The sequence below is a fragment of the Cytobacillus sp. FSL W7-1323 genome (genome assembly GCF_038595015.1).
In the GTDB taxonomy this organism is placed as follows: domain Bacteria; phylum Bacillota; class Bacilli; order Bacillales; family Cytobacillaceae; genus Cytobacillus; species Cytobacillus kochii.
Genome location: NZ_CP151998.1, coordinates 268,055 through 280,063, shown reverse-complemented (window position 1 = coordinate 280,063; position 12,009 = coordinate 268,055). Strand labels below are relative to the sequence as shown.

Below are 12,009 nucleotides of genomic sequence, written 5' to 3'. Positions count from 1 at the left end.
CATGCATATGGAGGAACTTGAGACGTTTCTTGTCCTCGCACGCGAGAAAAATTTTACAAAAACAGCTAAACAAAGGGCGTTATCTCAACCAACCGTTAGTGTCCATATAAAAAACCTGGAAAATGAATTTGCGACCTCACTCATTCAGCGCACAACAAAAAAAGTCCACTTAACAGCAGAAGGGGAACTTTTTTATAATCAAGGCTTAAAAATATGGGATGTGTATCAACAGCTTAAAGAAACATTATATGAGAAAAAACAAGTTGCCTCAGGACTCATACGAATCGGAGCTAGTTTTACAATTGGTGAATACATTTTGCCGAGCGTGATCGCACAATTACAAGCAACTCATGAGCAGTTATCCTTCCATGTGACGATTGGTAATTCAGATCAGATGATTAATAGTGTGAGGCGGTTAGAAGTAGATATCGGTTTAGTGGAAGGGCAAACCTATGCAAGAGAGGTGGTCCAAACACCCTTCGCAGAAGATCGTTTAGTGATTGTCTGTTCACCTGCCTATGAAGGAAATTTTCATTCGATAGAAGATTTGCATGATCAAGAATGGATTATCCGTGAAGAAGGTTCGGGGACAAGGCAATCATTTGACCATCTAATCGAATCTCATCAAATTAGAGTCAAATCCACCTTCATCATCAGCTCTACCCAAGGAATAAAAAGTAGCGTAAAAAGTGGACTAGGACTCGCCTTACTATCCGAGGCAACCATACAAGAGGAATTAACATACGGTCTATTGAAGATTGTACCGATAGATGGCCTTTATGCAAAACGAGCCTTTTCTTATATCCTGACCAAAGGGACAAACCTTAATCGCAATACGCAATTATTGGTCAATACGTTGAAATATGGTACTGAAGCTTAGTATTTAAACAAACGTTTGATTAAATGGGATGAATGGAACAAGTGACAGGTTCTATTCGTTCCTTTTCTACTCGACCAAACCACCTCTTTTTAAGCATTGTCCATTTTAAGGTGATAGTTATTTCAATATATAAGTAAACTTCTGAATTCCACCTAACATTGTAATGATAGTATGAGCTATCAACAAAAAAATAGTTTGTTATCCGTATAAATTCCCTCATTTCCAATACTAAATGTATATTACTCTCCCTTCATTGTCATATTTAAATATAATATTGCTGGCATCCGCTAGTATATGTGTAAGAAAAGAGCAAGAATAATGAAAAGATCTTTAGGTTTTCTTGTTATTATTTGTGAGGGAGGGTCAAGCTTTGAAAAAAGTGAATCTAATTATGGATACCATTGATTATATCGAAGCTCATCTATCAGAGAAAATGAACCTAGCACTTGTTGCACATGCCTTGCATTATTCGAAGTATTATCTGCATAGGGTATTTTCACAAACAGTAGGTATGACTATTCATGATTATGTACAGCGAAGAAAGTTAACTGAGGCAGCAAAGATGCTTGTATTCTCCGATAAGTCTATTCTAGAAATCGCATTGGTTGCTGGTTACGAGAGTCAGCAAGCATTTACCACTATATTTAAAGCAATGTATAAGAAATCACCCCTTCAATACCGTGAGGAAAAAGACTATTATCCATTACAGTTACGATTCCAATTTAATCATGAATGGACTCAGACGAGTAACAATAAAGAATTAGAGAACTTACGAATAATTAAAGAAGCTACCAAGGATGATGTACCATCTTGGATGGCTTTTGTAAGCCTCGTAATTGATGGCTTTCCTCACTTGCAAGAAGCAGAGCATAGAAAGGTACTTCAAACATACATTGCTGACAGACGTGCCTTCATCATGATAGAAAATGGATTAATCATTGGAAATATGTTGATTTCCCACATAAATGGGGGAATTGATTTCCTGGGGGTTCATCCTTTATATGATAAACCAGAGATTATACATCTTTTTATAAAGATGACCGATTTGGCAAATTACGAAAAAGTCCACATCACGTCTTTTAGAAAAGGAGATAAAGCTGACCTAGGCTACCGAAATGCATTAATTCAACTAGGTTTTAGAGAAGCAGAACTTCTGACTGAATTTGGTTATCCTACTCAGGAAATGGTTTTATACCAACAAGGAGAGATACATGATTAAGCCAGTTACACTATATTTATGAAAACTTAAGTATAAGAAAGGAGTGCTATAATGACATCTGATATATTCCAGGAAGAAAGTATACGATTAAAAGAAATGATTAGTCATTTGGAAGAAGAAAAAGATTACATCAATCATAAAATTAAAAAAGACGATGCAGATTATCATGATTTAAAGCATTATTTATCCGAGTTTACTGCTGATCCGATGGAGATGTACCAAAATTATCGGTCTATGACTAATATTGATAAAACAATTGACTTTTACTATAGTCAATTAAATAAAGTAAAAAAGCTTTTAGAATCACCTTATTTTGGTCGTATCGATTTTAAATTTGAGGATGGCGATGAGGTAGAAGAATTTTATATTGGAAAGTTCAACCTAGCTGATCGAGATAACGATATATTAATTTACGATTGGCGAGCACCGATATCGAGTATGTATTATGAATACGAACTTGGGCAAGCTGCTTATGAAGCACAGGTTGGTATGATACATGGGGAAATCAGCCGAAAAAGACAGTATAAAATTAAGGATCAGCAATTGCAGTATGCATTAGAGAGCTCTATGACTATCCAAGATGATGTCCTTCAAAGAGAATTGAGTACAACGTCTGATGATCGAATGAAAACAATTATATCAACCATACAGAAAGAACAAAATAAGATTGTACGAAATGAATCTGCTCATACTCTCGTCATTCAAGGAGTTGCTGGTTCAGGAAAATCAGCCATTGCTCTGCATCGCATTGCCTACTTGCTTTACAAGCACAAAGAAAAGCTATCGTCTGATCAGATCACAATCATATCACCGAATAAAATATTTGCTGATTTTATAGCAAATGTTTTGCCTGAACTGGGTGAAGACCCAGTTCGTGAACAGACATTTGATGATATTGCCACAGCTCTTCTTCCAAATAATATAAAAGCTGAATCTTTATACGAACAAACCAAAAGAATCATAGAGGAACCTCATTCTAACTATACGCTTCGAGTAAAACTAAAATCCTCATTAGCTTTTTTTAAGCAATTGAGCAATTATATAAAGAATATTGATTCAAACATCTTCCAACCGGATGAAAATATGCATTTTGGTGATACGATCATAACAAAGGAATACCTTTTATCAAGATTCCATAGTTATAATAACCTCCCAGTAAAACAACGGTTGGATGAGTTATCTAATGATGTCTTGGACATTTTAAAGAAGAGTAAAGCAGCAGAAATTAAAAACATCCCTTCCAAAATAGACTTAAAAAAAAGACTTAGCAGCTATTTAAAATTTAGTGATGCCCAATCTATTTATATACATTTCTTTAATGTGATAAATAATGCTGATGCACTAAATTGGAATAAAGAAAGACTAGAATATCAAGATGTCTTTCCATATATATATTGTATCTACTATTTTGAGGGCATCGAGTCGTTTAACTTAGTTAAGCATTTAGTTATTGATGAAATGCAAGATTACAGTCCCGTTCATTACGCTGTAATCAATAAAATATTTAGGTGCAAGAAAACAATCTTAGGTGATTTTGGTCAAATGTTGAATCCTTTTAGTTTAAATTCCGATCAATCCTTCAGTAACATATTTGATAGAATGGAATTTGTAGAACTGAAAAAAAGTTATCGATCCTCTTATGAAATTATCGCTTTTGCGAAGCAGTTTATGCCGGATTACTCCATCGAAGCAATTGATCGCCATGGAGAAAAACCAGAAATTATATCGTATACAAACCAGCATTCTTTGATTGATCAATTACAAAGATTAATCATCCAGTTCCAAAATAACTCGTTTAATCGTTTAGGTATCATCTGTAAAAGTGAAGCACAAGTAAATCAAATTTATGATGAACTAAAACAGTTTTTTACACTTAATAAACTAAGTGATACCAGTGAAACATTTGAGCAAGGGATAACCGTAACAACAATCCAATTAGCTAAAGGATTGGAATTTGATGAGGTACTCATTCCTTTTGCAAATGCTGATGTATATAAATCTAAATTTGACAAAGGCTTATTATATATCGCAGCAACTAGAGCGATGCATACGTTGACTTTACTGCACAAAAAAAGCGAATTAACTCCTTTAATTAAAAACGAGTAAAAATCGACCCCATTCTATAAAAGATTGGGGTCTTCTCTTTTTATCAATCAATTGTCACTATTCTACCCCTTTAGCAACATAACTAGAAGAATTCCCTTTATTTAAAGAAATAAAGTAACTATCAACCAACCAGAGCAGACTAATATAAAAACTATAACTATGTGTAAAGAAACTATCTAGAGGAAATAACTTAGTTATTACCGTTTTGTTTTACTTGATATTACTCTATATGCTTTATAGAATATTAATCAGATTAATGAAGGAGGATTTTTGTTTGAATAACTTATGTTTAAGTCTGGTTCATAGCTTTTCTCAAAAATAATTCATCGAGGAGAGTGTAATTAATGAACTTTTATATAATGAAAGATATACTGAACGAACAGTTCGATTTAAAAATTACTCACATGACACAACTTACCGATCATAATATATCTGCAACCTATTATTTAAATACATCTAAAGGAAGTTACGTTCTAAAACGTATTCCTTCCTATATTCAAGATACCGAAATAGAAGGCAAATTGGTTAAGTACCTTTACGAAAACGAAATTCCTGTAGCACAAGTTATTAAATCTAATCAAGGAACTTATTCATTCTCCATAAACGGGGAAAAATACCACTTACAAGAATATATAGATGGGGAAATTTATGACTTAAATAATGGAACTGACTGGTTTAAGGATGTATCCGCTCAAAATTTAGGAAAAATTCAACATGTATTATCTCAAACCCCCAAATTAAAAACAGGAATGATTAATAAAGAATTATTTACTAACGGTCAAATTATTAAGGCAAAAAAATCCTACCTCAAGACTTTTAAAAAAGCACAACAGTCAAACGATACGACAACTATGAAAGATATTATTAACCGATTAGAGTATCTAGATACAATTAATAACTATACGTTTGATTATTCTAAGTTTACATGTACTAATTCACATGGAGATTATTATACTTCTCAAATCATATGTAAGGAAACAAAATTATATACAATTGATTGGACAGACGCCTGTCATTTACCTGCATGTTGGGAAGTAATGATGTCTTTCGCTTATGCGGACCCTGTTGCTAAGAGTGGAAAAATTGAATCTAATGCTCTTAAACGTTATATAGATAACTATTCAAAGTGGTTTACCTTGACTAAGTACGATTTGTTCCATATGCCGTATCTGTATTTCTTTCAGCTAGCTGTCAGTAATTTTTACGAACCATATGGAAAGTTACCAAAAGAATATTTAAAAATTGCTAGGCTGACAACAAAGCAGTTAGCATGGCTAAATAAGAATGTTGATTCTTTAGCCATGAAGTTAGTTTAAAAAACGTAATCTTTTGTCTTGTCCCTGTCACGTAGACAACATAAAAAGCTGAACATTGAACGTGTGTCGATATTCAATCGGCACACGTTTATTTAGTTTCATATGACTAAATTTAGAATCATCATTACCTAGAGCTTATTCTCCTTCTGTTTAACACTTATTCAGTTTTGAGGTGTCGAAAGATCGATTCTATAATTAGCATAAAAAAACAAGTTGCCCCAGGGTTCATACGAATCGGAGCTAGCTTTACGATTGGTAAAGCTATTTTGCTAAGTGTTATCGCACAATTACGAGCCACTCATGAGCAATTATCTTATCATGTTACAATTGGGAATAGCGAATAAGTAATTGATAGTGGCAGGCACCATAGCAGTAGATATTGGCTTGTGGAAAGGCAAACCAATGCGAAAGAGTTTGTCCAGAACCCCTTTGCAGAAGATTGCTTATTGACCTTCTGTTCACCCACATATGGAAAGGCATTTTCATTCGATAGAGGACTTATATGACCAAGAGTAGGTCACGAAAAAGGCACTTGATTGAATTACATCAAATTAGCGTCAAATCGACGTTCATCAGCTCTACACAAGGAATAAAGAGGAGTGTAAAAAGTAGCTTAGACGCTCCTTATTTTCCGAGGTAACTATAAAAGAGGAGTTGACATACGGCCTGTAGAAGCTGGAAGGCTTTAAGAAGAACATTCCTTCTCTTATGTGTTGATCAAAGGAACGAACTTGAATCACAGTATCCAGTTATTAGTTGATACGTTAAAAAACCGCACTGAGTCTTACGAAAAGAGCAACGATTATTATCAAACCACTTTTTTTGCGATTTAAATAAATGTTTGATTGAATTGTGGGCAAGGAGGCCGGCACAAGCGACCTCCATTTAACTGTATTTCTCTATTTAAAAAGCTGAATAATTGCTCTGGGAACGGCAAAAACATAGTCTGCTATTGTCATCGTATTTTCAACCTTGTCGAACTTCTCTTCGAATCGATTAAGGTATTTTGTTAAATGATTTGTTACGATTTCTCCTTGAATCGGTTCTACACCATTTTTAAAACGAATGCGAACTGATTTTCCTTTATGAAGATCTTCTGAATCCATGATTTGAAAATGGATATGCGCTTCAGAAGAGTTACCCGAGTTCCCACATTTGCCAAGTAATTGTTTTTGAAGAACTTCTTCTCCTTCTTGGACAATGATACTGTCTTTTTTAAAATGAGCAATCATACTATATTCCTTATGCGCATGCTCTATCACAATATAGTTGCCTGGGGGGTGTTCTTCATCCATCTGCCCTGGAATATTATCATCGAGACCATCAACCACTTTTATTACTTTGCCATTTTGAGGGGCGATAACTTCCTCTGCAAATGCGTAATAACTCTCATTTTTTTCAGGTCTACCATTATATGTAGAGCCATCCTTCACCTTTAATAGATCATACGCGTACCTTTGATGTTCATATACGTAATGGTAATTAATAAATTCATTTGTGCCACCCCAGAAAACAAACCAATCATCCATCACTGGCATAATGTATTCATTCTTTGTATAAATCTTATCTGTTTCTGGAAAGACAAAGTAGGGTTTCAAATAGAGACTGACAATTGTATATTTATCATCGAATCCAACCACAACTGCTTTTGCTTTTGAGTTATCTACCCATACGAACTGACCAATGCCTATGACATCCGTCCGTGACGTAAGATGATAACTACGCACACCTTTATTAAAAGCTGCGCTCATCTCAATAAATGCCGATAATGAAACCATTCCTTGAAACACTTTTGAAGTTGCTTCATAAATTGTTTTAAAATCTTCTCTTAACCAATGATCTATAAACCTATCAGGATCTATTGACCCTACCATACCCTCTACCCCCGTAAGTTTTATTAAGATGAAAAAATTAAACGATTCTCAAGAAATATTTTGCAATTAATAGTAAAGAAACCGCCAATAGTTACTTTAATTTCACTTGAATCTTCTAACTTACCTTTCAAATCCCCTCTTAATGCTAGACCTAAATTTTCATCCTGTAATTCACCATTTACATACAACTTTTCTCCGTTAATCCAATAATTTTCGATTAATATATGATTTCCATGATGGTTTACTTCAAAAACCTTCTTCATATCAATCACTCCTTGATTATTCTACGACTATCTAGGGAATAAGTTTCACAAATAATCTGTTTTTTTACTACCAAAAAAAGATTCTTGAATTCTGATGAAAGTCATAGTATATTCTAACCGAGGATAAATTTAATACTTCCACAAGGGGAGCCTAATATGGCTGAGAGTGAGCGAGTTCGTTCTGACCCTAAGAACCTGTTAGATAATGCTAGCGTAGGGATCGTGGTTTTGGATATGAGCAATACTAGGCATCCATCACCGCCTATGTATTGCTTTTTTTCATGACAAAAAAGTAATACAGGTTTACTCGTTCGCTTCTCTTTTCGGAGAAGGAGGAAAAACATGAAACAAAATAAAACACTTTTTATGGTGGAAATTGCTATATTTGCAGCTTTGGCATTATTACTTGATTTCTTATCAGGCTTACTGATGGGGAGATTTTGGCCACAAGGTGGGTCCATCTCACTTGCTATGGTACCGGTTTTCTTAATGGCCTTTCGTTGGGGTGTTAAAGGCGGCGTCTTAACGGGCTTACTATTAGGAGGACTTCAAATCTTAACAGGAGCTGTTCCTTTTCATTTCGCCTCTTGGATCATTGACTATTTCGTAGCCTTTGCTGTTGTCGGACTCGCAGGCATCTATATGAATAAAGTTGTGCAAAATTATCAAGACGGCCAATTTGCCAAAGCAAACATGTATGTTATTAGTGGCGTTTTCTTAGGAAGTTTCTTACGCTTCTTATGCCATTATTTATCAGGCATTATCCTATTTGGTGCCTATGCTCCGGCAGATCAACCTGTCGCACTTTACTCACTCGTATATAACGGAACATATATGCTACCTACCTTTATCGTATGTGCCTTAGTAGTTGTCATGCTTTACACAACAGCCAATAAGGTCCTTCTGAAAAAAGCATATTAATCATCTAAAGGCTCTGGGGGAACTCAGGGCCTTTTTTTCAAGTCAACGTTTTGGGGGATTTTCGCACGATGAATGAACTGTGGAATCAGGGTGACATGTACATCGGCGTGATATCCATAAGATAACCATGCAAAATGAAAGCGCCAAAAGCAGCTAGACAAACCAACATCTTCTCTTCTATTTTCTCCTTGAGACCGGCAGTTTTCTTTTTGGATTTCTGAGAGGGGGAGTAGACACATCTTTATCCTTACTTTTTTTAGCAGCACTTTTCTTCCGTCAATGTCAATCTAACGATGAACACTCTTGATTATTTATGAATTTGCAACAACTATTATCTACGGTAGTTTAAACCAACATCATCTGTTTTCTTTCTTATGATTTTTGTACGTAAACACAATCGTGCGCAGTTCTCAACCTTCCTCTGCTCTCTTTTGCGCGTATACACGATTTGCGCGCAGTTCTCCGACTTTCCCTGCTCTCTTTTGCGCGTAAACACAATTTGCGCGCAGTTCTCTGACTTCCTCTTTTCTCTTTTGCGCGTATACACGATTTGCGCGCAGTTCTCTGACTTCCCCCTTCTCTCTTTTGCGCGTAAACACAATTTGCGCGCAGTTCCCTGACTTCCTCTTCTCTCTTTTGCGCATAAACACAATTTGCGCGCAGTTCCCTGACTTCCCCTGCTCTCTTTTGCGCGTAAACACAATTTGCGCGCAGTTCCCTGACTTCCTCTTCTCTCTTTTGCGCGTATACACAATTTGCGCGCAGTTCCCTGACTTCCCCCTTCTCTCTTTTGCGCGTATACACAATTTGCGCGCAGTTCCCTGACTTCCTCTTCTCTCTTTTGCGCATAAACACGATTTGCGCGCAGTTCCCTGACTTCCTCTTCTCTCTTTTGCGCGTATACACGATTTGCGCGCAGTTCTCTGACTTCCTCTTTTCTCTTTTGCGCGTATACACGATTTACGCGCAGTTCTCTGACTTCCTCTTTTCTCTTTTGCGCGTAAACATCTTTTGCGTTCAGTCTTAACTATAAACGCTCATTTAAGAATTACCGTATTGATTGGATGAAGCTGACACATATTTAAAAGATACCACCGCCCAAGTTTATATGGAGATTGTATAGCACACACGCCTAGATACTGCTGGCTCTTTCCTCTGTAGTCATGCCACCAGAGGGTCCATGTCATTGAAAATAAGGATATAATTGAACATTCTAATCATTTACATATTTATCCACTCGCATAACTTCTATGCAATAACAAGATATAATCTCTATCTCCATTCAAAAAATTTTATTTTTCGTGAACGAAAGGAGAACACTAATCGTCATAATAGTAAATCCAAAGAAAAGGGGGGCAAGGTTTGGAAGAGAAAAAATGGATTAAAGCAGCGAAAAAAGGCGATAACCAGGCGTTAGCTCACTTATTTAAGGAGAGTTATCCCCTTCTCGTTCATTATTTAATGAAGCTCACCCTTAATCGAGAAGAAGCTGAGGATTTGGCACAAGAGACAATGACAAAAGCGATTGAAAAACTAAATCAATTTCAGGTGAAATCGAAATTCTCCACTTGGCTCATATCCATTGGTACAAAATTATATATCGATCAAAAAAGGCGCCAGAAGCGAGCTGATGCCTTTAAAGCACAACATATGCGGAAATTAAAATGGCAGGCACAGTCACGAAATGAAGATTGGGATTTCTTATTAGCTTCTCTCGGTGAATTAGAAGATGAATTAAGAGTGCCGATTATTTTAAAACATTATTATGGCTATGCGTATGATGAGATTGGCAAAATGCTTGGAATTGCTGAAGGAACAGTAAAATCTAGAGTTCACCGCGGAATTAAAACCATTCGAAAGGAGATGGGTGAAGATGAGAAAGGCCCAGGAACAATGGAAAATCCTATCAAACAAGGATGAAGAAGATTTTTCAAAAGAAATGAAACGTTCTTTTGCACAGTTTGAGGAAAATAACCCCATCTCTACTCCTAGTGAAGATTGGTTTGAAAAAATGGTCATCGCAGAAAAGGATGAAGCTAGCAAAAAATGGCGAAGAGAATTACTCTTATTCAGCGGAATAGCAACACTTATTCTTGTTTTATTTTTTACAACATTAACCCAAATACCAGTTGTCTTTATCACATTACAAGGTCTTACAGTCCTTCTTGTCATCTGTTATACCTTTCTGCAAATCCAAAAACATAGAGAGAAGGTGCGACATGACGAATATTGATTTCTTTTTACTATTCTTAGTAGCAATTATTTTATTATCACAAAGTATCTTTTTATTTACTAATGCAAAGAAAAATGGAATGAATCATTGGTTCTGGGGTATTATCGCCTTAATTCAAGCACCGGTACCACTAATATTCTATTTCATCGTAAGAAACGTTCGTAGAAAAGAGGAGGATGAATTAAATGATTATCGTGACTACTGAAACAATACCAGGTAAAGAAATAAAAGAGTTAAAAGGTTTTGTTAGGGGAAATTCAGTCCAATCGAAACATATTGGAAAAGATATCGTTGCCGGATTACGTACGATTGTCGGTGGAGAAGTCTCGGAATATACAGATATGATGACGGAATCTCGCCAGAAAGCAATCGGTCGAATGGTAGAGCATGCCAAAGAAAAAGGGGCAAATGCGATTATCGGTGTACGTTTAGAAACGTCAGCTATAATGGCAAACGCCAGTGAAATATTGGCTTATGGTACGGCGGTGTATGTGGAGTAAACAAGGGGTTATATATATTTGTTGGCTGTCGATTTCTCGACAGCTTTTTTGTTGAGTACCTTAAACCTATGCAGAACAAGATCTCTTTATTATCAAGAACTAGCCTTTAATATTGTCAATATGGGCTAATTATCCTTTTTTAAGTCGCTCAGTAGTTTTTCTAACCAATAGATATTGCTTTGTATACTTTCATAGAAATAATTACTTAAGAAACGATTATAGCGGTGATCTTTATCATTATTTATCAATATTTCCAAACGAGCCCTAGTCTCTTGTAACTCTCTTGCTTCGATAATCTTTTTTTCTATTATCTCTATCACCTTGTCCGGATTAACATAATTTAGATTCGCGATGCCTAAGATCATATCATTTATAGTATCAGCATCTTCAAAGACTTTATATATTTTTTTCGGAAGTTCCAAACGTCCTTTTTCGGTTATACGATAAACTTGTTTATCTGGTCGATGCACTTCTTTAATCACTTTTACAATCTCAATTAAGCCTTGCTTGGCTAAGGAATCGAAATGATAATATAATTTGCTTTCTGTAATCGCCCGCATTTTATCTAACGGTACGGGTTCAGATAACAATTTCTTTATGTTGTATGGATAATTATCTTCATTCATTAGTTTACTTAAAATAAAAATTTGAATAGACATGTTGTTTCTCCTTATACTCATATACGTTTATAATAACA

Annotated in this window: 13 protein-coding genes and 1 riboswitch; of the genes, 9 read left to right on the top strand and 4 right to left on the bottom strand. The window is 35.6% G+C overall.

What is annotated here, in order from left to right:
* The first annotated feature begins 1 nt into the window (after nucleotide 1).
* The 4 genes from MKX67_RS01500 to MKX67_RS01485 all read left to right on the top strand — a co-directional run bounded on the left by MKX67_RS01500 (nucleotide 2) and on the right by MKX67_RS01485 (nucleotide 5,521).
* On the top strand, nucleotides 2-880 hold the full coding sequence (locus MKX67_RS01500; protein WP_095370991.1) for a LysR family transcriptional regulator: 879 nt from the start codon (nucleotides 2-4) through the stop codon (nucleotides 878-880).
* Nucleotides 881-1,259: 379 nt separating this feature from the next.
* A complete protein-coding gene (locus tag MKX67_RS01495) occupies nucleotides 1,260-2,099 on the top strand; it encodes an AraC family transcriptional regulator (RefSeq protein WP_233435361.1) in 840 nt (279 codons plus the stop codon).
* 51 nt (nucleotides 2,100-2,150) lie between these two features.
* Nucleotides 2,151-4,205: a UvrD-helicase domain-containing protein gene (locus MKX67_RS01490; protein WP_322910260.1), complete on the top strand. Its 2,055-nt coding sequence runs from the start codon at nucleotides 2,151-2,153 to the stop codon at nucleotides 4,203-4,205.
* A gap of 344 nt (nucleotides 4,206-4,549) precedes the next feature.
* Nucleotides 4,550-5,521, top strand: a complete 972-nt coding sequence (locus MKX67_RS01485) for a phosphotransferase (protein ID WP_095370994.1) — start codon at nucleotides 4,550-4,552, stop codon at nucleotides 5,519-5,521.
* Nucleotides 5,522-6,420: 899 nt separating this feature from the next.
* On the opposite strand, the gene MKX67_RS01480 is transcribed toward MKX67_RS01485, so the two are convergent.
* A complete protein-coding gene (locus tag MKX67_RS01480) occupies nucleotides 6,421-7,395 on the bottom strand; it encodes a M23 family metallopeptidase (protein ID WP_341098318.1) in 975 nt (324 codons plus the stop codon).
* A 23-nt stretch (nucleotides 7,396-7,418) separates the two neighbouring features.
* On the bottom strand, nucleotides 7,419-7,658 hold the full coding sequence (locus MKX67_RS01475; RefSeq protein ID WP_095370996.1) for a hypothetical protein: 240 nt from the start codon (nucleotides 7,656-7,658) through the stop codon (nucleotides 7,419-7,421).
* A 133-nt stretch (nucleotides 7,659-7,791) separates the two neighbouring features.
* Nucleotides 7,792-7,896: riboswitch (TPP riboswitch) on the top strand.
* Nucleotides 7,897-8,000: 104 nt separating this feature from the next.
* Between MKX67_RS01475 and thiT the strand changes: the two genes are divergently transcribed.
* Nucleotides 8,001-8,579, top strand: a complete 579-nt coding sequence (gene thiT / locus MKX67_RS01470; RefSeq protein WP_095370997.1) for an energy-coupled thiamine transporter ThiT — start codon at nucleotides 8,001-8,003, stop codon at nucleotides 8,577-8,579.
* A gap of 410 nt (nucleotides 8,580-8,989) precedes the next feature.
* On the opposite strand, the gene MKX67_RS01465 is transcribed toward thiT, so the two are convergent.
* Entirely contained in the window at nucleotides 8,990-9,385 is a 396-nt protein-coding gene (locus MKX67_RS01465; RefSeq protein WP_322910258.1) for a hypothetical protein, read from the bottom strand.
* Between the two features lie 556 nt (nucleotides 9,386-9,941).
* Here MKX67_RS01465 and sigY point away from each other — a divergent pair.
* From sigY to MKX67_RS01445, 4 genes are read left to right on the top strand one after another with little or no spacing between them, the layout of a single operon-like run.
* Entirely contained in the window at nucleotides 9,942-10,499 is a 558-nt protein-coding gene (gene sigY, locus MKX67_RS01460) for an RNA polymerase sigma factor SigY (protein WP_322910257.1), read from the top strand.
* On the top strand, nucleotides 10,453-10,812 hold the full coding sequence (locus MKX67_RS01455; protein ID WP_307315724.1) for a YxlC family protein: 360 nt from the start codon (nucleotides 10,453-10,455) through the stop codon (nucleotides 10,810-10,812). The genes sigY and MKX67_RS01455 overlap by 47 nt, the downstream gene beginning before the upstream one ends.
* Nucleotides 10,799-11,017, top strand: coding sequence for a hypothetical protein (locus MKX67_RS01450; RefSeq protein ID WP_095371001.1), 219 nt, complete (start codon nucleotides 10,799-10,801; stop codon nucleotides 11,015-11,017). Before MKX67_RS01455 ends, MKX67_RS01450 begins: the two co-directional genes overlap by 14 nt.
* A complete protein-coding gene (locus MKX67_RS01445) occupies nucleotides 10,998-11,312 on the top strand; it encodes a YbjQ family protein (RefSeq protein WP_095371002.1) in 315 nt (104 codons plus the stop codon). Before MKX67_RS01450 ends, MKX67_RS01445 begins: the two co-directional genes overlap by 20 nt.
* Nucleotides 11,313-11,437: 125 nt before the next feature.
* On the opposite strand, the gene MKX67_RS01440 is transcribed toward MKX67_RS01445, so the two are convergent.
* A complete protein-coding gene (locus MKX67_RS01440; RefSeq protein ID WP_322910256.1) occupies nucleotides 11,438-11,971 on the bottom strand; it encodes a helix-turn-helix transcriptional regulator in 534 nt (177 codons plus the stop codon).
* Between the last annotated feature and the right edge of the window lie 38 nt (nucleotides 11,972-12,009).